General features: G+C 71.5%; 19 protein-coding genes. 8 read left to right on the plus strand and 11 right to left on the minus strand.

The genetic code is table 11. From position 1 onward, the window contains the following. Positions 1-366 precede the first annotated feature (366 nt). Positions 367-1,131, minus strand: coding sequence for a precorrin-6A synthase (deacetylating) (cobF, locus tag AB0F15_RS41695; RefSeq protein WP_360282848.1), 765 nt, complete (start codon positions 1,129-1,131; stop codon positions 367-369). 78 nt (positions 1,132-1,209) lie between these two features. Here cobF and AB0F15_RS41700 point away from each other — a divergent pair, with 78 nt between their 5' ends. From AB0F15_RS41700 to AB0F15_RS41710, 3 genes are all read left to right on the plus strand, one after another. Further along, a complete protein-coding gene (locus AB0F15_RS41700) occupies positions 1,210-1,416 on the plus strand; it encodes a heavy-metal-associated domain-containing protein (protein WP_360282850.1) in 207 nt (68 codons plus the stop codon). Further along, complete coding sequence (locus AB0F15_RS41705) at positions 1,413-3,494, plus strand: heavy metal translocating P-type ATPase (protein ID WP_360282852.1); 2,082 nt, start codon at positions 1,413-1,415, stop codon at positions 3,492-3,494. The genes AB0F15_RS41700 and AB0F15_RS41705 overlap by 4 nt, the downstream gene beginning before the upstream one ends. Positions 3,495-3,559: 65 nt before the next feature. Continuing rightward, positions 3,560-3,841, plus strand: a complete 282-nt coding sequence (locus AB0F15_RS41710) for a metal-sensitive transcriptional regulator (protein ID WP_013228661.1) — start codon at positions 3,560-3,562, stop codon at positions 3,839-3,841. A 1-nt stretch (position 3,842) separates the two neighbouring features. Here the strand turns inward: AB0F15_RS41710 and AB0F15_RS41715 are convergent, their stop codons facing one another. The 6 genes from AB0F15_RS41715 to AB0F15_RS41740 all read right to left on the minus strand — a co-directional run bounded on the left by AB0F15_RS41715 (position 3,843) and on the right by AB0F15_RS41740 (position 9,529). Further along, complete coding sequence (locus AB0F15_RS41715) at positions 3,843-4,583, minus strand: CPBP family intramembrane glutamic endopeptidase (RefSeq protein ID WP_360282853.1); 741 nt, start codon at positions 4,581-4,583, stop codon at positions 3,843-3,845. A 2-nt stretch (positions 4,584-4,585) separates the two neighbouring features. Next, positions 4,586-5,719 (minus strand): M protein, encoded by a 1,134-nt coding sequence (locus AB0F15_RS41720; RefSeq protein ID WP_360282855.1) that lies wholly within the window; start codon positions 5,717-5,719, stop codon positions 4,586-4,588. 119 nt (positions 5,720-5,838) lie between these two features. Continuing rightward, entirely contained in the window at positions 5,839-6,558 is a 720-nt protein-coding gene (locus tag AB0F15_RS41725; protein WP_360282881.1) for an MgtC/SapB family protein, read from the minus strand. Positions 6,559-6,802: 244 nt separating this feature from the next. Then, on the minus strand, positions 6,803-8,122 hold the full coding sequence (locus tag AB0F15_RS41730) for a copper resistance protein CopC (protein ID WP_360282857.1): 1,320 nt from the start codon (positions 8,120-8,122) through the stop codon (positions 6,803-6,805). Continuing rightward, positions 8,119-8,694 (minus strand): hypothetical protein, encoded by a 576-nt coding sequence (locus AB0F15_RS41735; protein ID WP_360282859.1) that lies wholly within the window; start codon positions 8,692-8,694, stop codon positions 8,119-8,121. The genes AB0F15_RS41730 and AB0F15_RS41735 overlap by 4 nt, the downstream gene beginning before the upstream one ends. Before the next feature lie 139 nt (positions 8,695-8,833). Further along, positions 8,834-9,529 (minus strand): winged helix-turn-helix transcriptional regulator, encoded by a 696-nt coding sequence (locus AB0F15_RS41740; protein ID WP_360282861.1) that lies wholly within the window; start codon positions 9,527-9,529, stop codon positions 8,834-8,836. A gap of 296 nt (positions 9,530-9,825) precedes the next feature. On the opposite strand from AB0F15_RS41740, the gene AB0F15_RS41745 reads away from it, so the two are divergent. The 3 genes from AB0F15_RS41745 to AB0F15_RS41755 all read left to right on the plus strand — a co-directional run bounded on the left by AB0F15_RS41745 (position 9,826) and on the right by AB0F15_RS41755 (position 14,902). After that, complete coding sequence (locus AB0F15_RS41745) at positions 9,826-12,144, plus strand: TOMM precursor leader peptide-binding protein (protein ID WP_360282863.1); 2,319 nt, start codon at positions 9,826-9,828, stop codon at positions 12,142-12,144. 48 nt (positions 12,145-12,192) lie between these two features. After that, positions 12,193-13,638, plus strand: coding sequence for a SagB/ThcOx family dehydrogenase (locus AB0F15_RS41750; protein WP_360282865.1), 1,446 nt, complete (start codon positions 12,193-12,195; stop codon positions 13,636-13,638). A 73-nt stretch (positions 13,639-13,711) separates the two neighbouring features. After that, positions 13,712-14,902 carry a histidine kinase gene (locus tag AB0F15_RS41755; RefSeq protein ID WP_360282867.1) on the plus strand — a complete coding sequence of 397 codons (1,191 nt, stop codon included), beginning with the start codon at positions 13,712-13,714 and terminating at the stop codon, positions 14,900-14,902. Between the two features lie 45 nt (positions 14,903-14,947). Here the strand turns inward: AB0F15_RS41755 and AB0F15_RS41760 are convergent, their stop codons facing one another. Further along, positions 14,948-15,553 carry a response regulator transcription factor gene (locus AB0F15_RS41760; protein ID WP_360282869.1) on the minus strand — a complete coding sequence of 202 codons (606 nt, stop codon included), beginning with the start codon at positions 15,551-15,553 and terminating at the stop codon, positions 14,948-14,950. A gap of 160 nt (positions 15,554-15,713) precedes the next feature. After that, the gene (locus AB0F15_RS41765) at positions 15,714-16,463 is read right to left on the minus strand and encodes an AraC family transcriptional regulator (RefSeq protein ID WP_360282871.1); all 750 of its coding nucleotides are present in this window, start codon (positions 16,461-16,463) and stop codon (positions 15,714-15,716) included. A gap of 371 nt (positions 16,464-16,834) precedes the next feature. Between AB0F15_RS41765 and AB0F15_RS41770 the strand changes: the two genes are divergently transcribed. Continuing rightward, positions 16,835-17,095: a hypothetical protein gene (locus AB0F15_RS41770; RefSeq protein WP_360282873.1), complete on the plus strand. Its 261-nt coding sequence runs from the start codon at positions 16,835-16,837 to the stop codon at positions 17,093-17,095. A 326-nt stretch (positions 17,096-17,421) separates the two neighbouring features. Beyond that, positions 17,422-18,027, plus strand: coding sequence for a response regulator transcription factor (locus AB0F15_RS41775; protein ID WP_360282875.1), 606 nt, complete (start codon positions 17,422-17,424; stop codon positions 18,025-18,027). 57 nt (positions 18,028-18,084) lie between these two features. On the opposite strand, the gene AB0F15_RS41780 is transcribed toward AB0F15_RS41775, so the two are convergent. Together AB0F15_RS41780 and AB0F15_RS41785 are read right to left on the minus strand one after the other, a co-directional pair. After that, positions 18,085-20,490, minus strand: a complete 2,406-nt coding sequence (locus AB0F15_RS41780; protein ID WP_360282877.1) for a histidine kinase — start codon at positions 20,488-20,490, stop codon at positions 18,085-18,087. A gap of 176 nt (positions 20,491-20,666) precedes the next feature. Beyond that, complete coding sequence (locus tag AB0F15_RS41785) at positions 20,667-21,191, minus strand: DUF899 family protein (protein ID WP_360282879.1); 525 nt, start codon at positions 21,189-21,191, stop codon at positions 20,667-20,669. Positions 21,192-21,470 lie beyond the last annotated feature (279 nt).

Here is a 21,470-nt window from a genome sequence, read left to right on the forward strand (position 1 = left end):
CACCGCCGAACTTAACATGTGAAAGGCCCCGGTTGAGAACTGTGATGGTTCTCCCGGGGCCTTTCCGCATACCCACACCCCGCCCGGTCACGCGAGTCCCGCCCCCAATCACGCGAGTTCGGTCCCGCATCACGCGAGTTCCGGCCCCAGTCACGTAACTTCCGGCCCGGATCACGCCAGTGCCGCCCCCGGCCGCTCGAGTCGGGCTTCGGACTGCACGCGATTCGTTCAGCGGCTCCGTCGCCGGCCCGATCCGGCTGGCACTCACGTGATTGAAGCCGGATCTGGCGTGCTTGAAGCCGGGACTCGCGTGATCGGGGACGGAACTCGCGTGATTGGAGCCGGGACTCGCCGGTGACGACGCGGTTAGGGGGCTGGGCGGCGGAGCAGGTAGGTGTCCATGATCCAGCCGTGGCGCTCGCGGGCCTCCGCGCGGGTCTTGCGGATCTGCGTGGCGAGTGACGGGGTCAACGGGCCGGAAATGAGGATCTCGTCGGGCGTGCCCACGTACGCGCCCCAGTAGATCGTCAGGTTCTGGGCTGTGAAGCTGTCGAACGTCGTGTGGGCGTCCAGCAGGACGAACACGTCGTCGGCGCCCTCCGGCCAGCCCGTGGCCAGCCTGCGGCCCGTGGTGAGCTGGACCGCCCGGCCGATCTGGTTCATCGTCGTCCGGTGCCGGGCCACCAGGGCCGAGATGCTGCTGATCCCCGGGATCACCTCGTACTCGAACGCCACGTTGCCCCGCGCCAGCACCGCCTCGATGAGCGCGATCGTGCTGTCGTACAGCGCCGGGTCGCCCCACACCAGGAATGCGCCCACCTCGTCGGGAGAAAGCGACGAGAGGATCAGCTGCTCGTACACCGCCGCCCGGGCCGCGTGCCAGTCGGCGACCGCGGCCCGGTAGTCCGCCGGCGTGCGGTCGCGGGGCGGGTCCTCCGCCCGCACCACCCGGTAGCCCGGCCTCGTCACGAATCGGTCGAGGATCTCCTGGCGCAACCGGACCAGGTCGGCCTTCTCGGCGCCCTTGTCGAGCACGAAGAACACGTCGACGCGGTTGAGCCGGTCGATCGCCTGCACCGTCAGGTGCTCCGGGTCACCGGCGCCGATCCCGATCGCGTAGATCCTTCGCATCTCGCGAGTGTGCCGGGGCCCGGTGGAGAACCCCTACCCCCGAGGGGTATAAAGGAAGGAGAACGAAAGGAGCTGCTGATGACCGAAGCGAGCTACACCGTCGAGGGCATGACCTGCGGACACTGCGCCACGTCGGTCCGCGAAGAGGTCTCCGAGCTCGAAGGCGTCCGAAGCGTGGACGTCGACGTCGAGAGCGGCCGCGTCACCGTGACCAGCGAGGTTCCGCTGACCACCGACGCCGTCGCCGCCGCCGTCACCGAGGCCGGATACCGCCTCGTGGCATGAGCGTCGCCGCCGTGACCACCGCCTCCCGCGTCGAACTCGCCATCGGCGGCATGACCTGCGCGTCCTGCGCCGCCCGCGTCGAGCGCAAGCTCAACAAGGTCGCCGGCGTGTCCGCGACGGTCAACTACGCCACCGAAAAGGCCGAGGTCAGCTACCCGGACGAGCTGACGATCGCCGATCTGACGGCCGTCGTCGAGGCCGCCGGGTACTCCGCGCAGCTTCCCGAACCTGAAGAGCCTGAAGAGCCCGAAGAGGCGTCGGCGCTGCGCAAGCGATTGCTCCTCTCGGTGGCACTCACGATTCCGCTGGTGATCCTCGCGATGGTCCCGGCCGTGCAGTTCGCGGCCTGGCCGTGGGTGGCGCTCGGCCTCGCGGCCCCCGTTGTGACGTGGGGTGCCTGGCCGTTCCACCGGGCCGCCGCGATCAACCTGCGCCACGCCGCCGCGACGATGGACACGCTGATCTCGCTCGGTGTCGTCGCTTCGGTCGCCTGGTCGCTGTATGCGCTCGTCGCCGGGTCGGGCCGGCACAGCCTGTACTTCGAGGTGGCCGCCGCGGTCACCACCTTCATCCTGGCCGGCCGCTACTTCGAGGCCCGCTCCAAGCGCCGCGCCGGCGCCGCCCTGCGTGCGCTCATGGACCTCGGCGCGAAGGACGTCACAGTCCTCCGCGACGGCGAAGAGCACCTGCTTCCGATTGCCGACCTGCAGGTGGACGACGTCTTCGTGGTCCGGCCCGGCGAGAAGATCGCCACCGACGGCGTCGTCACCGAAGGCGGTTCCGCCGTTGACACCAGCATGCTCACCGGTGAACCGGTGCCGGTCGAGACCGGCCCGGGAGACACCGTCACCGGCGCCTCCGTCAACGTCGGCGGGCGGCTGCTCGTGCGCGCCACCCGCGTCGGCGCCGACACGCGGCTGGCGCAGATGGCCCGGCTCGTCGAGGCCGCCCAGAACGGCAAAGCCGACGTCCAACGGCTCGCCGACCGCGTTTCGGCGGTCTTCGTCCCGGTGGTCGTCGTCCTGGCCCTGGCCACGCTGGTCGTCTGGCTGGCGGCCGGCGGCACCCCGGAGGCGGCGTTCACCGCGGCCGTCGCCGTGCTGATCATCGCCTGCCCGTGCGCGCTCGGCCTGGCGACGCCGACGGCGCTGCTCGTCGGCACCGGCCGCGGCGCCCAGCTGGGCATCCTCATCAAGGGCCCCGAGGTGCTCGAGTCCACCCGGCGCGTCGACACCGTCGTCCTGGACAAGACCGGCACGGTGACGACCGGCCGGATGACGCTCGTCGACGGCGGCGGCGAGGTGCTCCGGCTCGCGGGCGCCGTCGAAGCCGCGTCCGAGCACCCCATCGGCCGCGCCATTGCGGACGCCGCCCGCGAGCGCTTCGGCGCGCTCCCCGCCGTCACGGACTTCCGCAGCACCCCCGGCGTCGGCGTGACCGGCGTGGTCGAAGGACGCGTGGTCAGCGTCGGGCGGGCGGCAGGCGCCGGCGTGACCACGGTCGGCGTGACGTGGGACGGCGAAGTCCGCGGCACGCTGGCCGTCGCCGACACCATCAAGCCGACGTCCGCCCGAGCCGTCGCCGAACTGCGCGAACTCGGCCTGACACCGGTGCTGCTGACCGGCGACAACGCGGACGCGGCCCGCGCGATCGCCGCCGAAGCCGGGATCGACGAGGTCATCGCCGAGGTGCTGCCCGAGGGGAAAGTCGACGTCGTCAAGCGGCTGCAGGCCGAGGGCCGGGTGGTCGCCATGGTCGGCGACGGCGTCAACGACGCGGCCGCGCTCGCCCAGGCCGACCTGGGCCTGGCCATGGGCACCGGCACCGACGCGGCCATCGAGGCGAGCGACCTGACGCTGGTCCGCGGCGACCTGCGGGTCGCGGCCGACGCGATCCGGCTCGCGCGGCGGACGCTGGCCACCATCAAGGGCAACCTGTTCTGGGCGTTCGCCTACAACGTCGCGGCGCTGCCCCTGGCCGCGTCGGGCCTGCTCAACCCGATGATCGCGGGCGCGGCGATGGCGTGCTCGTCGGCCTTCGTGGTGAGCAACAGCCTCCGCCTGCGCCGCTTCCGCTGATCCCCAGCTGATACGTGGGGTGGGTATACTGGCGCGCAGGGATGCCGATACGGGACAGGTGGGCGATGACGGGTTACGGCGGCGAGCGGGAGGCCTACCTCAAGCGGCTGCGCCGGATCGAGGGACAGATCCGCGGGCTGCAGCGCATGGTCGAGCAGGACAAGTACTGCATCGACATCCTGACCCAGGTTTCCGCGGCGACCAAAGCCCTGCAGTCGTTCTCCCTCGAACTGCTCGACGAGCACCTGGCGACCTGCGTGGTCCAGGCCGCCGCCGCGGGCGGGGAAGAAGCGGACCTCAAGGTGCGCGAGGCGTCGGACGCCATCGCGCGGCTGGTGCGCTCCTAGCTCACCGCACCAGCACGGCCAGCGTGAGACCGCCCGCGTTCGTCACGAAGTGCACGATCACCGAGGCGAGCACGCCGCCGCCGATGTGGCGCCACCAGTGCAGGAAGATCCCGGCCACGCCCGCCGCGGCCATCGCCAGCACCTGCAGCACCACCACCGGTGTCGTCCCGAACACGGCGTGGACGGCGGCGTTGCGGCCGATCGCCAGGGCCGGGAGGGCGTGCCACAGCCCGAACAGCGCCGCCGAGCCGAGGATCGGGGTCCAGCGCCAGCGCTCGTCCGTCGCGCCGAACAGGCCGGGCAGCACGCCGCGGAAGGCGATCTCCTCGATGAGCACGGTCCCGAAGAGGATCCGGCCGCACGTCAGCCACAGGAGTTGCGGGAGGTCCGGATCGCCGACGCGGCCGTCCTGGTAGACCGTGCGCAGCGCCGGCACGGCCAGCGCGATCCCGAACACCACCGCCACCAGCCCGGCCCCCGCCAGCCCGGCAAGGGCGGGACGCCGGAGCCGGGACAGCCCCAGGTCGGTCCACGTGCACCCGGCCGCCCGGCCCAGCACCACCAGGATCGCGGCGGCGACCAGCCCGCAGACCGGGTACGCCCAGCCGGGCAGCACGCGGTTGGCCAGTGTCGTCGAGGCGGCCAGCGTCACGACCGCGGTGACCAGCGCGAGTACCCGCCGGAGCGGCCACGTGCTTTCGGGAAGGGCGCCGTCGCCGGGCTCCGGTGCGCCGGGGAGCAAGCTCAGCCGACGGCGTCGGTGAGGTCACCGGCCGGGGAACGCCGTTGGACGGGCACTCTCTTGGACATCGGCAGCGTGGCCTCGGGATCGAACGACGTCGGCCGGTCGTCGAGCGCGACGGCCGCTTCGGCCAGCAGCGAGCGGCTGCCGATGAGGCTCGCGTGGAGCTTGTCGCGGACGGCGGTGAGGGCGGCCACCTCGCGTTCGGCGGCGCCGACCTTCGCGACGGCGTCGCTTTCGGCGGTTTTGACCAGCGTTTCGCTTTGCCTGGTGGCCTCGGCGACGAGCTTCCGGGCTTTCGCTTCAGCGGTGCTGACCAGCTTGTTGGCCTTGGCCTGGGCGTGGGCGACCTGCGTTTCGGCTTTGGCCTTCGCGGTTTTGACCAGCTTCGCGGCTTGGGCTTCGGCGGTGGTGACGAGCGTTTCGCTGCGTCCGGTCGCGTCGCTGATCAGCTTCGCGGCCTTCGCCTCGGCGGCCGCGAGCCGGCGTTCTCCCGTCGTCACCAGCTCCTCGCTGCGGCGGGTTGCCTCGGTGACCAGCTGGTTCGCCTTCTCCCGGGCGGTCGCCTCCTGCTCGGCCAGTTCGCGCATCGCGTCGGCTCGGCGGACGGTCATCGCGCGGCTGTGGTCGTCTTCCAGCTGGGCGCGGCGGTGTGCCGCGGCCTCGTCGAGCTCACGGCGTCGCTGCTCGGTGGCCCGCAGGAGTTCCTCGTGCTCGGCGCGCTGCCGCTCGCGGTCGGCCTCGGCCTCGGCGACCAGGCGGCGTTCCTTTTCGGTGAGCCGGACCGCCTCCTGCTCGGCCTCGCGGCGAAGGCGCTCGGCCGCTTCCGTTGCGCGCGCGGTGATTTCGGCCGCTTCCTCGCGGGTGAGCTCGATCATCCGGCGCGAGCGCTCCTGCAGGGCGTCCGGCTCGATCGGGGTCCGGCTGATCCGGTCGATCTTCAGCCGGAGTTCCCGGTTGTCCGCCTCGAGTGTCGCCAGCCGGTGCCGCGTGGAGTCCCGTTCGGCGGTGAGTCTGCTGATCTCGGCCTCGGCCCACGCGACGTACTCCGCGACCTGAGCGCGGTGAAAACCGCGCCACGCCACGTCGAATCCGGGCAACGCCAGCGCCACGTCCTCGCCACCGCCGGGGGCCATGTCTCACCTCCGAATTGGATGGTTTTTCCTCGGCCGCACGTTTCCTTGCGGTACCGGGGAATTCCGTGTGCACCCCAGTGTGCCCCAAACTCGCCGCCGCGCGCTGCCCGGCCCGCCGATCATTCGTCGAGCGGTTCCCCGGGACCGGTGGACGTGCTCCGCACACCGGGCAGCTCGGCGAGTTCGGCGGCGAGGTCGTAGAGATCACCGCGGCCGTCGAGGCGCAGCTTCACGACCGCGATCCGTTGCCCTTCTTCGGAAGTAGGCTCGTGATCGACGTCGACGTGGTGCACGCTCCAGCCTCGCCCGGTGCACACGGCGAGCGCCGCGCGCAGCACACCGTGGCCGTCGAGGTAGCTCAGCTGCACGACCGGTGGCTCGCGGCGGTGCCGCGCGACGAACCGCTGCAGCGGCGGGAACCCGCGGGTGACCACGAAGTGGCTGATCGTCGTGCCGGCGGCGAGCACCGGCAACCCGGCGCCGCACGCCGTGCCGACCGCGGCGGTGAGCCAGATCGTCGCCGCCGTCGTCAGGCCGCGCACCGCGTCGCGGCGGACGAAGATCAGGCCGCCGCCGATGAAGCCGATCCCGGACACGATCTGCGCGGCGATCCGCGACGGGTCCAGCGAGACCTGGTCGAGGCCGAGCAGATCGGCGAAGCCGTACTTCGACACGAGCATGAACACGGCCGAGCCGACGCCGACCAGGCTGTGCGTCCGCAGGCCGGCGGCCTTCATGCCGGCTTCCCGCTCGAGGCCGATGGCGACGCTGAGCACCAGCGCGAGCAGGACCGGCGGCAGCAGGTCCCACTGCGCCGATGTTGACCACAGGGTGGGCAAGATCACGCCCTCCATTCCGGTTCGGGTGGGCGGCCGGGAAGCACCGGCAGGTCCGTCACCAGGGCATACTAGGCCGCGTGCCCTGGGTAAGCGGCCACCCGGCGACGTACCGGCCGACGGTCACGATCTTGTCCACAGTGGACTGTCACTGATCTGCCGGCGCACCGGGTGAACGTGCTTCGCCGCCCGTCTTCGCCCGCAGAAGGCGATGCGGGACGCCGTCGACCTCCGTGGGTGCGCCGGGTCAGCCGCCGGGCGGAGTGACCACCAAGAGCGCCGCCAGTGCGAGGACCACCGCGCTGAGCAGGACCTCCGCCGTCACCGCCCGGCGGAGGCGGCGCAGGTCCGTGGTGAGGGTCGCCGTGCCACCCGATGAGGGGGCCGCGATGCGGCGGACCGCGCGGCGGGACCTGCTCGCCACCGCCAGCAGCGTCGCGAAGCCCGCGATCTTCAGCAGCACCAGCAGCCCGAACCCGGTGGTCCACAGCGACGGCAGCGACGGCATGATCCGCAGCGCCAGCACCGCGCCGCTGAGCGCGATCGCCGTCACCGAGCCCGCCGCCAGCCGGGAGAACCGGGCCGCCACGAGGCCGACGTCCTCGCCGTCGGCCGGGCGGTGCAGGCACAGCGCCAGCTGGACCAGGCCGCCCGCCCAGATCGCGATCGCGCCGAAGTGGACCAGGTCCGCGGTCACCGAGAAGTACATGATCGGGTCGGTCACCGGGTGGCCGGTGGCCGAGAACGTCAGCAGGACGACGAAGCCGGCCACCAACGCCAGGTTCTCGAACCGCGGCCGCAGCCGGTCCGACGGCCCCAGCAGCCGGACCGTGCACAGCGCCAGTGCGCCCACCGCCACCAGGCGCAGCAGCAGGAGCTTCCCGTAGGCGACGCGCAGCGTGTCGGCCAGCAGAGCCGGGTCGAACACCGCCGCCAGATCGCGTCCGGCCGCGTACGGGCCCTGCAGCACGAACGTCGCGGCCGCCGTCGCGCCGACCAGCCACGCGCCCCAGCGCAGGAGCCGCCGCGCGCGGCCGTCGGTGCCGGCCGCCGGGCGGCAGAGCAGCACGAACGCCAGGCCGCCGAGCAGGACGACACCCACGTATGCCAGCCAGCGGACCACCGTCGACGCCGCGTTGACCGCCGGATCCGTGCCGGTGGCCGCCGAGACCGCACCCGCCGACGTCACCAGCGGCCCGGTGCCGACGACGAACGCGAACGTGCCGCGCACCGGGTGCGAGTCGGCCGAGACGAACGCGTACTCGACCAGGTAGCTGCCGTCCGGGAGGCCCGGCTCGAGCCGCACCGACACCTGCTCGGCGACGTCGCCGGGCTGGAACACCGGGCCGGTGTCGACCTGGTTCCCGGACAGGTCCACGACCTTGAGCGAACCGGGCTGGACGCCGATGTTCTCCGACAGCGTCACCGACACCCGGGACGGTGCCGCGGTGAGGCGGGCACCGTCCCCGGGGACGGAGGAAACGATCTCGACGTGGGCCGAAGCGGGAGCGGCGCTGAGCACCAGCAGGCCGAGGAGGAAGGCCAGCAGGGCCAGCGCGCGCTTCACGACGTGGCGAGCACGGCGTGCCGCGGCAGGCCGCAGGTGCAGCCGGTCAGCTGGTGCTCGGCGGCCGAGGCGCGCCGGTGCAGCACCATCGCGACGATCATCGGGATGGTGACGATCGTGTTGTAGAACAGGTGCAGCTCCACCCGCGGCACGAGCAGCTGGATGATGCTGGTGGGCACCTTCTGCCCGGCCAGCCGCCAGCCCGTCTGCGCCTGGATGAACAGCAGCAGGTGCTCGATGTGGTGCCAGAACTGGATGCCGAGGGCCAGGTTCCACCACTGCCGCGACCGGCCGGCGAAGCCGTGGCGCAGGATCCAGAGGAACACCAGCATCACCAGCGCGTAGCCGTAGTGCAGCCACTCCTGCGAGATCAGCCACGGGAACGGCACGCCGAGCACGCCGCGGGCGCGCGAGGTCGGCCAGCCGAGACCGTAGATCTGCACGGCCTGCACGATGTGCTCGGCCCAGTGCCCGATGACGATCACCATGAAGACCGCGAGCGCGCGGTGGTGGTAGCGGCTGTTGAGGGGGCCGAGGAAGCCGGCCGGGCGCGTGAGTTCGGATGTCGACATGCGGACCCCAGTTTCCGAAGACAACGTGGTGCACCGACCATAGCGGTCGCCGGACGGCAATCCGTTCCTCCGGATTGCCGCTTTTTGCCAGGAAGTGTGGTGCGGGGCGAGCGGACGGACCCGCCCCGCGGGGGTGGGGTCAGTGAATGGTCAGCCCGGTCGGGGCCTCGGGAGCCGGCGGGATGTGGAACAGCCGGGTGAACAGCTCCAGGTCCGCCGGATCGCCCTCGATGCGGACCTTGCCGCTGGACAGCGCCTCCTGCGGGGACAGGCCGCCGTTGAGCAGCTCGAACATCGCCGGCCCCTGCGGCTCGATCACCATGTCGGGGCTGGGCAGCGAGCCGGCGGACACCTTGACGGCGCCGTCGTCGACGAGCGCGTGCAGGACCATTTCGCCGCCGAGGTACTGCAGCTCGTAGTTGATGTGCACGCCCGCGGCCATCTCTTCGCGGAAGGTCGTGTAGAGCGAAAGGACCGCGGTGTCGATGCTGAACGCGTCGTCGGGCTTCGGGTCGCTGAGCGAGCGGGCGCCCCAGAGCCCCAGGTCGAGCACGATGTGGTCGAGCTCGGAGCCGTACTCGGTGAGTTCGTAGACGACGCCGGCGTCCAGCTGCGACAGGACGCGGCGGCGGATCACCCCCGACTCTTCGAGCTCGTTGAGCCGGGAGGTGAGGATGCTCACCGGGATGCGCGGCAGGGTGGCCTGCAGGTCGTTGAACCGCTTCGGGCCGAGCATGAGGTCACGCACGACGAGCAGCGACCACCGCTCCCCGACGATCTCGAGCGCCCGGGCCAGGCCGCAGAACTGTCCGTAGGTGCGAGCAGAGGTGGGCATACTCGGTTCCTCACTTGTTTCGGGTGCCTGGCCGGAGGCCGTCCGCATCGCGCGGTGCCGCGGGTTCGGTTACGGTTCCGGCAACGCACCATGCCGCCACGGGCGTCGCTGTCCACGGTGACGGTTCCACGCCACGCGCGGCCAGTGAGCCTTGCACCGGTGCCCCCTGCATTTCTCAGGTCGCGACGTGCGTTTCGCACGACTTCTCCGTGCATTTCCACACTGGCTGGCCCCTGGCCTGCCGGAGCAGGATTCGGTTGCTCGTTCGATCCTCGCGCCGACCGGCAGGAGAGCCCATGCGCACAACAGCGGTAGACGTGCGGGTGCCGGACGACGACGGTCCCGCGGCGGCCACGCCCGCAGTCGCTCCGACCGCGGCGTTCCGGCGGCACCTGCGGGCGGAGGTCCAGGCGGGCAAGGGCGCCTACGTGTTCTCCGAGCAGGGCGTCATCGCGATGCACGGCGCCAAGATCGAATCGCTGGCGGCCCTGCTGGACGGCACGCACGACCTCGACCGGCTGCTGCGCGGCCGGCCAGGGGGGATGGCCCCCGAGGAGGTCGCCGCGCTGCTGACCCAGCTGGTCGACGCCGGCCTGGTGACGTTGCGCAAGGGGGGAGTCCGGCCGGGCGACGAGCGCGTGCTGGCCTACTGGGACGCCTGCGGGATCGACGCCGACGTCGTCGCCGCGCGGCCGGGCACCGTGCGGCTGCTCGCGGTGGGCGACAGCGCCGACGGCACGGACCCCGGTGCCGTCGAGCGGGCGCTGGCCGACGCCGGCATCGAGGTGCTGGCCGCGGACGACGGCCCCGCCGACCTGTCGATCGTGCTGTGCGCCGACTACCTCGACCCGCGCCTCGCCGCGATCGACGCCGAACACCGCCGGACCGGGCGGCCCTGGCTGCTCACGCGCCCGTCCGCGGCCCAGGTGTGGATCGGCCCGGTGCTCCAGCCGGGCGGCGCCTGCTGGCACTGCCTGACCCACCGGCTGTGGGGGCACCGGCACGCCGAGGCGTGCGTGCAGGAGGAACTCGGCCACGACGGCCCGGCGCTCCGGCCGGTGTCGGCGCTGCCGTCGCTGACCGCGGCCGCGGTGCACCTGGTCGCGCTGGAGGCGGCCAAGTGGCTGGCCGGCTACCGGCATCCCGGCCAGCAGTGCGTGTGGACGCTGGACACGCTCGACCTGCAGGGCCGGCTGCACGAGCTGCGCCGCCGCCCGCAGTGCCCGGACTGCGGCGACCCTTCGCTGGTGGCCGAACGCTCGGGCCGCCCGGTGGTGCTGAAGCCGGCGAAGAAGGCGACCACCGGCGGTGGCGGGCACCGCACGGTCACCCCGGCGGAGATGCTCCAACGGCACCGGAACCTGGTCAGCCCGATCACCGGGATCATCAAGGAGATCCAGCCGGACCCGGCCGCGCCGTCGTTCGCCAACGCCTACCGCTCCGGGCCCAACGTCGCCCGCGGGGTCACCGGGATGGCCGCGTTGCGGGCCGGGCTGCGCTGCGAGAACGGCGGCAAGGGCGTCAGCGCGCTCGACGCCGAGGTGAGCGCTCTTTGTGAGGCGGCGGAGCGGTTCTCCGGCAACTTCCAGGGCGACGAGCTCCGCATTCGCGGCTCGTACGACCAGCTGGGCGCGGAAGCCATCCACCCCAACGAATGCATGCTCTACGACGACCGGCAGTACCGCGACCGCGCGGCCTGGAACAGCGACCACGCGGAGTTCCAGTGGGTCACCGTGCCGTTCGACCCGGCGGCCGAGGTCGACTGGACGCCGGTGTGGACCCCCGCCGGGAAGCGCCGCCTGCTGCCGACGTCCTACCTGTACTACGGAACCCCGCGGGAGAACGCGACCCCGGGAGTGCGCGCGGATTCGAACGGCGCCGCGGCGGGCAGCAGCCTGGAGGACGCGATCCTGCAAGGAGCGCTGGAACTCGTCGAACGCGACGCGGTGGCGCTGTGGTGGTACAACCGCACGCCGGTGCCGGGCGTCGACCTTGCGTCCTTCCACGACCCGTGGCTGGCGGAGATGTCGGCGGCCTACGCGGCGATCGGCCGCGAGCTGTGGGTCCTCGACGTGACCTCGGACCTGGAGGTCCCGGTGACCGTCGCGTTGTCGCGGCGGACCGAAGGCCCGCACGAGGACATCATGCTGGGCTTCGGCGCGCACCTCGATCCGCGGATCGCCGTGCGCCGCGCGGTGACCGAGCTCAACCAGATGCTCTCCGCCGTCGTGCAGGGGGCCGAGCACGAGCTCGACGACCTGGACGCGCGGCGCTGGCTCGCGTACGCCACCGTCGCGAACCAGCCCTACCTGCGGCCCGCTGCCGGACGGCGGATGCGGACGGTGGCCGACTTCCCGTTCGTCAGCCGGTCCGACGTCCGCGACGACGTCGACGCGCTGGCGCGGGTGTTCGAGCGCGCCGGCCTCGAGATGCTGGTGCTCGACCAGACCCGGCCGGACGTGGGGATCCCGGTCGTCAAGGTGCTCGCCCCCGGCCTGCGCCCGTTCTGGGCCCGGTTCGCACCCGGCAGGCTTTTCGACGTCCCGGTCCGGCTCGGCAGGCTCGACGCACCGACGCCGTACGAACTGCTCAACCCGTTCCCGATGTTTCTTTGAGCGCCCCGCGGGAGACTCGGTGCTCGTTGTTGGCCCGAGGAGAATCCCTTGCTTACTGACGGCCCGGAGGGCAGCCCGGAGACCGTCCGGCTGTGGTCCCTCACGGAAGACACCCTGCTGGAAGCGGGCGACGACGACACGGTCCTCGCGATCAACTGGTGGGGTGAATTCGAGCTGGCGGGCATTCCCGAGCCGGTCCGCGAGTCGCTGAGCCGGATGCTGCTCGGCCCGGTGTCGATGGGCAACCTGGCTTCGTCGGTGAGCGGTGGTGCCGAAGTGTGGGCCAGCACGCTGCGCCGGGTGCTCAACCGGCTGGCCGGCTCGGTCGTGCACTCGCTCGCGCTCGGCGACGGCCGCGGTCCGCTGCTGTCGGCGATCCCGGTGACGCAGTCCCCGGTCTTCCCGGCCGAGCCGGTGCCGGCCGACCGCCTGGTCAAACTGTCCCGGTTCTCGACGATGCGCCCGGACGGCGGCGGGCTGCTGCTCGAGTCACCCCGCGCCCGGTACCGGGTCGCGTTGCTGCGGCCGCCGGCGATGCTCGTGGTTTCTTCGCTGGCCGGCCCGGTCACCGTCGCGCAGGTCGCCGAAACCACCGGGCTGCCCGAGCCGGTCGTCACCGACGTCGTGACGTTCCTGGTGGCCGCGGGGGTGGCGCTGCTGGCCGACGACTGGGCGGGGTTCGCCGAGGACACCGACGCCGACCTGGACGTCTGGTCGCCCGGCGATCTGCTGTTCCACGCCCGGAGCCGGACCTGGCAGAAGGGCGGCTCGGCGGATCCGGGGGCACGTCGCGAAGGGGCCGAGCCACCGGTGGTCAAGCAGATCGCGGCCGGTTCGACCTTCCCGCTGCACCGGCCGGACCCGGCGGAGCTCCGGGCCACCGACCCGACCTTGGGCACGCTGCTCGAAAGCGACCACACCTGCCCCGAGATGAACGAGCGCGCGTTGTCCGCCGAGCAGATCGGGGAACTCCTCTTCCGCGCCGCGCGGGTGCGGTCGGTCGGCCCGGCGTACCTGCCCGGCGGGCCCGCCCACGAGGCGTCCCAGCGGCCCTACTTCAGCGTCGCGTGCCTGTACGAGCTCGAGATCTACGTCGGGATCAACCGCTGCGCGGGCCTGGAGCGGGGGATCTACCACTACGACCCGCTGTGGCACACCCTGACGTTGATCAACGACGATGCCGGTGGCCTCGACGGCATGCTCGACCTGGCCATGGTCGGGGCCGGCAGTCACCGGCGGCCGTCGGTCCTGCTGACGATGACCACGCGGATGTCGCGGATCGCCTGGGTGCTGGGCAACGCCGCGTACGCGACGACCCTGCTGCACGTCGGTGCCCTGCAGCAGGTCCTCTACCTGACGGCGAAGGCGATGGGGCTGGCGGCGCACGCCGTGCCGGTCGACGCCGGGGACCGCGTCGACCGCTCGCTGAAGCTGGAGTGGCCGGCGGAGGTGAGCGTCGGCGAGTGCGTCCTGGATTTCCCTCCGCCGCAGTGATCCCGGCCTACCGGACATCCCTGTTACCTTGAGTACCTTGGTTTCACCGGGTTCGGGGGTATCTGGAGGGATCGTGGTCCAGCCGGGGCGGGTTCGCGGGACGCGACCGCACGAGCGCGCCGAAGAACGGCCGTCTTCGTTCGAGGACGAGCAGTCCGGAACCCGGACGCTCGTGTTCGCCGCTCAGGCGGCGGCCGCGGCCGGAGTGGCGTTGCTGGCTCTGCTGCCGGTGCTGATCGGCTCCCCGGACGCGCTCGTGCGGCTCGCCGCGCCGGTCTGCGCCGTGGCGCTCGCGGCGGGGCACCTGGCCGGTTTCGGCCGCGGCCAGGTGCGGCGTCCGGTGCTGGTCCTGGTCCTGACGGCGCTGCTGGGACTGATGCCCTTCGGCCCGTCGTGGAGCACGGCAGGCGGGTTCTTCGCCGGCGGAGTACTGCTGACGTTCCGGCCGGTCATCGCGGTGCCGGGCGCGCTACTGGCGTCCGCCGGAGCGGCGGTGGTCCAGGCGTGGCCCCTCGCCTCGATCGCCGTCGGCTTGGCGGGCGCGGTGAGCGCCGGGGTCGCCGCGCTCACCCTCTTCGGGCTGGGAACGGCCGTGCGGCTGGTGGCCGAGCGGGGGGAGCAGGTGCGCGAGCTGAAGCGCCAGGCCATCTCCGAGGAACGCAAGCGGTTCTCCCGCGACCTCCACGACCTGTTGGGCATGAGCCTTTCGGCGATCACCCTCAAGGGTGAACTTGTCGATCGGCTCGTGCTCGGCAAGCCGGGACTGGCCAAAGAGGAACTCGCGGACTTGCTGGTGATGTCCCGGCGCGCGCTGGCCGACGTCCGCACGATCGCCACGGGCTACCGCGACCTTTCGCTCCAGGACGAATGCAGGGCGGCGGCGGAGGTGCTGAGCGCGGCGGGCACCCGGGTGACCGTGGCCCGGTCCGGGGTCGGCGACCTGCCCCCGCACGTCGCCACCGTGCTGGCCATGGTGCTGCGCGAAGGTGTGACGAACGTGGTGCGCCACAGCGTCGCGAGCTGGTGCGCGTTCTCCGTCAGCACCGAAGACGGGACGGCCTGGCTGGAGATCGTCAACGACGGCGTGGCCGGCGCGGCCGGCGACAGCGTGGATTCCGGTGCCGGGCTGCGCAACCTCCGCGACCGCGTGCACGGTCTCGACGGCACGCTGACGACGGAAGTGGGCGCGGACGGCACGCACCGGCTGCTCGCCGCGATCCCGGTGCGCCCGTTGCGCGAGCTCCGCGGCCGGCGGGCGAGCTGACCGCCGCGGAGCCGTTTCCCGCCGGCCCCGGTGGCGGGAAACGGGTCAGAGCCACTCGGACTCGGTCGCGATGCGGATCGCGTGCACCCGGTTGCGGGCGTTGAGCTTGGTCACCACGGCGGCCAGGTAGTTGCGCACCGTGCCGGCCGAGAGATAGAGCTCGGCGGCGATGTCGGCGACCGTGCGCCCCTTTGCCGCCAGTGCCAGGATTTCGAGCTCACGCGGGGTGAGGGGGCAGTCGTCGGTCTCCCAGGCCGCCAGCGCCAGCTCGCTGTCGATGAACCGCCGTCCGATCGCGACGGAGCGCACGGCGTTGGCCAGTTTGTCCGAGGGGGCGTCCTTCAGCAGGAAGCCGTTCACCTTGGCGTCCAGCGCCCGGCGCACCGTGCCGGGCCGGCCGAGGCTGGTGAGGATGAGGGTGCGGCAGTCGGGCAGGCTCTCGTGGATTTCGATCGCTGCGGACAGCCCGTCCTTGCCCGGCAGATCGATGTCGATCACCGCGACGTCGGGCTGCGCCGCCTTCGCGGCGGGCAGGATCTGGTCGCCCGAGGACACCTCGGCCACCACTTCGATGTCGGACTCCAGGTTCAGGAGGGCGACCAGGGCGCCGCGAACCATGTGCATGTCCTCGGCCAGCAACACCTTGATCACGGCGGTACCTCGCCCCCAGTCCAGCGACTCCGAATGGCAATCGTACGCCCCTCGCCCTCCATTGCGTGTTTTCGTGGCTGCGGCCCGATCGTCCGGCGCGAGTCCCACCGCTCGCGAATTGATTGCCGGACGGCGGACGCACGGCCGCGAAATGACCCGTTCAGCTCGCCATCGGACGGGATATCGCGGGCTGGCGCAGGTCCGGCAGCGCCAGCAGTACGGGCGGGTCGAAACCCTGCCGCGGCCGCAGCCCGACGTCGGCCAGGCTCGCGGTGACGCCGCGGTGGATGGTCAGCGGGCCGGTCAGGCCGGTGAACGGTCGTAACGCATTGTCATCGGGTGCCCGGGTGCCGTAGGCGTGGGACAGCACGAACCACGAGCCCAGCGGAACGTTCGTCAGTGCATACGGCCCGGGCCTGGGCAGGATCACGTGCCGGGCCGGCGCGCCCTCGGTGATCCGGGCGGCGAACAGCCCCACGAACACCGGCCCGACCTCGCCCGGCGAGGTCACCCGCACCTGGCCTCGCACGCTCGCCTCCGAGCCGGAGTGGTCCTGCCGGTCGGAGATCCGCGGCGCCGCGCCGCGCAGCTGGCGGTACGCGGACGGCGAGACGCCGACACTGCCGCTGAACCGCGCGCTGAACGTGCCGACGCTGTTGTAGCCGACCTGGTGACTGATGTCCGCCACCGAGGTCCCGGTGGTCGCGAGCAGGCGCTTCGCCTCGGCCAGCCGCAGGGCGGACAGGAAGCGGCCCGGCGACAGCCCGGTGACCCGGAGGAACACCCGGGTGAAGTGGAACTTGCTGAACACGGCCGCACGGGCGAGGTCGTCGATCGTGAGCCGCTCATCCATGTGGTTGCGCATGGTCACGATGGCGCGTGCCACGGCCTGCCGGACGATCTCATCCATGGTAGCCGTCCCTTCCGTCGACGGAGCCGCCCTCCGGAGCCTTCGGGTGAAGGCATCCGCTGCGGGCACTTGATTTCGATCAAAACTGTAGATCCGTTGACGTCTACTTCTTAAGTGCTCTGTGCATCGGTGTGCGTGGGTTTCGACGGTGGTCAACATGCGTTTCGCACATGCGGGTTTGGTGCCCGTTTCCCGGGGGTATCCGGCACCTGCGGGGTATGCATTGCTCATGGTCCGTGCTAGCGCGGTGCGCTCGATCGAACGCGGATGGTGACGAAATCCGTCTTTTTACCCGCTGTTCGATGGTTTGTTAGTCCGTTCGGAGTCTCATTCCGAAGCCACGCGGAGCATGTGTAAACCACACGGGCCCGATGACACCGGCACTGGCTGTCGCCGAAATTCTGGGCGACTATTTGTGGCACATGAAGAATACTTGGTCGCCACTGGGGAGCACATCAATGAATGCACACGTTTCCGCCGACGTTCGCGCCCTTTTCTCGGATATGGGCATCGAGTTCGACAAGACGGCCACCGATCTGGTGATCGAGCAGTTCGGTCAGTGGCGGGAGGCGTCGTCGGGTGGCCCGGCTCGCGCCTGCTACTGCCGGGCGGACGTGCTGGAAGCCGCCTGATCTTCGTTTCCGCAGTTCCCCACCCTGCGAGCCGGCTGCTTCGGACGTGCTCAGCGGGCCCGAAGCTCCCGGCTCGTCACGGTGAAGCGTCGTGAAATCACTATCGGCGAGCCGGGCAGAAAGTTTCTCACCGCGCCCGGGCGAGTCTCCGCCGCCAGTCACCTGAGGTAGCCGTCCGGTTGCGGAAGGATCATTCTCCGGGTCGTCCCGGTGGGTGTCCGGACATTCTCGCGAAGTCGGCGCCGGTGAAGCCCGAATGGGGCAAGCAATTCCTCGGATAAAATGTTTCACTGTGCTTCTGGGGAATCGTGAGTGCGGAGGCATCCGTGATCAGAGTGCTCGTCGCCGAGGACATGCATATCGTACGAGGGGCGCTGGTCGCCCTGCTCCGGCTGGAGCCCGACATCGACGTGGTCGCCGAAGTCGCGTCGGGCCTCGACATCGTGCCCACGGCCCGTGCCAAGCAGGCACAGGTGGCGATCATCGACATCGACCTGCCGGGCATGGACGGGCTCACCGCGGCCGGTGAGCTGCACGAACAGGTCCCGGACTGCCGGACGGTCATCCTCACCAGCCTCGGCAGGCCCGGCACGCTGCGCCGGGCCCTGAACGCCAAGGTGGGTGGCTTCCTGCTCAAGGACGCGCCGCCGGACAAGCTGGCCAACGCCGTGCGGGGAGTCCTCGCCGGCCGGCGCATGGTCGACGGTGACCTGGCGCTGGCGGCCTGGGACTCGGTGGACTGCCCGCTCACCGCCCGGGAGCTGGACGTCCTGCGCATGGCCGCGCAGGGCTTCGGGACGGTCGAAGTGGCCGCCCGCCTCTACTTGTCCGCCGGGACCGTCCGCAACTACCTCACGACGGTCGTGGCGAAGCTCAACGCCCGCAACCGCGTGGACGCCATCCGCATCGCCGACGAGTCCGGCTGGCTGTGAGCGCCGGAACGGCCGGAACCGGGTGGTCCAGACCGGGGCGGTTCAGACCGGCACGGTTCAGACCGGCACGACGGCCCGCAGCCGGAACCGGCCGTCCGGCTGGACCCCGGCGGTGAGCTCGCCGCCGAGGTCGGTGACCCGGTGGGAGAGGTTGCCGATCCCGCTGCCCGGAGACGAGCCGGCGGGCACGGCGACCGTGGCCGCGGCCCGCGGCGCGGGTACCTCGGCCGCCACCTCCGGCTCCGCTTCCGCCTGAGCTGCCGTGGCGGGGCCGTGATCCCCGTTGCGCTGGACACCGTCGTTGACGATGTCGAGGCTGATCCCGTCGCCGGTGCGGCGCATCGCGATCTCGCAGCTCTCCACATTGCTGTGCCGCAGCACGTTCGTGATGCCTTCGCGCAGGACGACGGCCAGTACCGTGCGCACCGGCGTGGGCAGGTCGTCTTCGAGCATCTCCATGCGCACCCGGACATCCGCGGCCACCAGCACGGACTTCGCGGTGCGGGATTCACTGTCGAGAGACAGCTCGCGGTAACCGCTGGCCACTGACCGGACGTCGGAAAGCGCCTGGCGGGTCAGGCCGAGGACCTCCGTCAGTTCCTCTTCGGCGCGGCCGCGGTCCAGCGGCAGCACCCGGGCGGTCAGCTCGCTCTTCAGCGCGATCGCGGACAGGCTCATGCCGAGCAGGTCGTGCAGGTCGCGGGCGAAGCGCAGGCGTTCCTCGGCGAGGGCCATCTCGGCCAGGCGTCGCCGGGTGTTGTCCAGCTCGGTGACCAGCCGGACCAGCCACAGCAGCCCGAACACGGTCAGCCCGGTCATCACGGTCGCGGCGGTGTAGAACACCGTGGAGGTGATGTCGGCGCCCGAGAGCCGCTGGATCTCCGCGTAGGCGGCGATGTTCAGCGCGAAGAACGCCCAGCCCAGCACCGGCGGGAGGACCAGCAGCGCGCTGCCGATCAACAGCCCGGGCAGGCTGACCCAGTTCCCTCCCAGTGGCAGCAGCGGGAGATAGGTCAGGCAGGCCTGGACGAACAGCATCCCGTAGCTCTGCGCCGAGCGCAGCCGGGTCGTCGGGCGGTTGAAGTAGGAGAACTGCAGGGTGAGCAGCGCCGCGATCGAGCCGACGACCAGCGCCACGTGCCACACCTGGTCGGTCAGCTGGAGGATGTGCACGGTCGCGCCGAAGCCCATCATCGCCATGGCGATCGTCAACAGCCCGCGGATCCGCTTCGATTCGTTCTGTGCCTGCTGGTCGGCCTCGTGCGCGGCGGGGGCAGCCTGGCGGTCGGGCACGGGCAGCTCGACGCGCAGCCGGAACCGGCCGTCCGCGTCGGTTTTCGCGCTCGCCGTGCCGCCGAGCGAGGCGAGCTCCCGGGGCAGCTTGGTCAGCGTGCTTTCCGGGTCGAGCTCCGGGGCGCCCACCGTCACACCGTCGTTGACGATCTCCAGGGTGACCTTGCCGTCCTGGTGGCGGACATCGATCTCGCAGTGTTCGACGTCGCTGTAGCGCAGGACGTTCGTGACCCCTTCGCGGAGCATCTTGGCCAGCAGGGTGCGCGTCTGCACCGGGAGGTCGCCCTGGTCCAGGTGGATCCGGACGGCGATCTCGGAGGCCGACAGCAGCGTTTCGGCCGTCCGGGACTCCTTCTCCAGCGAAAGCTCGCGATAGCCGTGGGAGACCGCGCGGACGTCGGACAGGGTGCGCTGGGCGGTGGCGGTGATCTCGGCGAGCTCGGCCTTGGCTCGGTCCACGGACTTCCGCATCAGCCGCTGCACGAGCTCGCCCTTGAGCGCGATCGCCGACAGGCTCATGCCGAGCAGGTCGTGCAGGTCTCGCGCGAAGGCCAGCCGCTGCTCCGCGACCGCGCGCTGGGCCAGTTCGGTGCGGGCCTCGTGGAGGCGGTGCACCATGCGGGCGAGCCGGGTCAGCAAGTAGAAGACGAGGCTGTAGAACACCGCGCCGACCGCGTTGTAAACGATGCTGAGCGGTGACGCGTCGAAGATCCAGTAGATCCAGGCGACGCTGAGGAACACGGCGGTCAGTGCCGGCCCGGCGTACCGCAGGGGCAGCGTCAGCAGCACCGCACCTCCGACGAAGTCGGGCATGTCGGCCCACTGCAGCCCGAAGGTCAGGATGGGGACGTAGGCGAGCAGGACCATCACGGCGAGCAGGATCAGGCTGGTTCTCGAGCCGAGCCGGACGGCCGGGCGGCTGAACCCGAGCAGCTGGATCGTCAGTAGCCCGCCGACGCCGACCAGTCCGTAGGCAGCCTGCAGGAAGCCGACCGAATTCGGCAGCAGGTTGACCAGCGCGATCACGCTGAAGCCCGCGACGACCACGACGACGATGGCCGAGGCCAGGTAGGCGGCCAGCCGCGGGCGCCGGTCCGCCGCGGTCGTGCCGCGGGGCTCGGCGGTCGCCGAATGCCCGGTGACGGGCTCGAGTGTGGTGACCGGAGACATCAGTGCCCCCTCCGGGGTCGTCGCGGCGGCTGAGCCGCCCCGAAACGCCCGGTCTGGGCGTTGTGTGCGCGCTGACGACCGATCCTAACTTATGAGAGCACACCGGAAGTTGAGATAAGCACGATGCACCGTCCCGACTGCGGATTCCGGACGGGCGCGGCGGAGCGGGACGCCGGTCAGCGGCCGTCCCGCGCGCGCGGGAAGCCGCCCGGGGCCGCGAGCAGGCTCAGGAACTCCAGGCGCGGCACGACGACCGACCCGACGTGCAGGACGCAACCGCCGTCCAGCCGGAAGAAGCTCAGTCCGGACTCGTCGTCCCACGATTCGTTGTCCCACGAATCGTCGCCCGCGCCGGGCACGTGCCGGGTCGCCGGGAAGTCGTCGGTGAACGCGGTCCCCGCGGCCGAGTACGCGGGCACGTCCCAGCCGAGGTACCGCCCGTACTGCTCCACCTTCGCGTAGGGCGCGCGGGAGACGAGCACGAGCCGCAGGCCGGGCTCCTGGAGGGCGTCGGCGATGGCGACGACCGGCACGACGTCCGCCGGACCACTGTGGTCGGCCATCGGGTGGTGCACGGCCAGCCGTTGGTGGCGGCCGAACAACCCCCTCAGGGAGACGTGCCCCTGCGGGCCCTCGAACAGGTACTGCGCCCCGGCCACGATCCGGGGGCGGTCCAGCTCCGGCACGGTCAGCTCCGTCATGACTGGTCCTCCCTGGCGGTGGTTCCACTCCGGATTGTGGGCGCCGTCGCGGAGCGGGCCCAGTGTTCGGCGCCGGAACGGCAAGCTGGGAGACGCGCGGCCCCCCGCGGACGTGCCCCCGATCCGGGGAGGCCTTCTTTTCAGGTCGCGTCCGGCCAACTGACCGCCCACCGCGGCCAACTCACCGGGAGCCCGGGCGAGTTGGCCGCGGCGGGCGGTGAGTTGGCTGCACCGGCGACCGGTAAGTCGCGCGGATTCGCCGACTTGGGCCTCCCGCGG

This window comes from Amycolatopsis sp. NPDC026612, from assembly GCF_040638285.1.
Taxonomy (GTDB): domain Bacteria; phylum Actinomycetota; class Actinomycetes; order Mycobacteriales; family Pseudonocardiaceae; genus Amycolatopsis.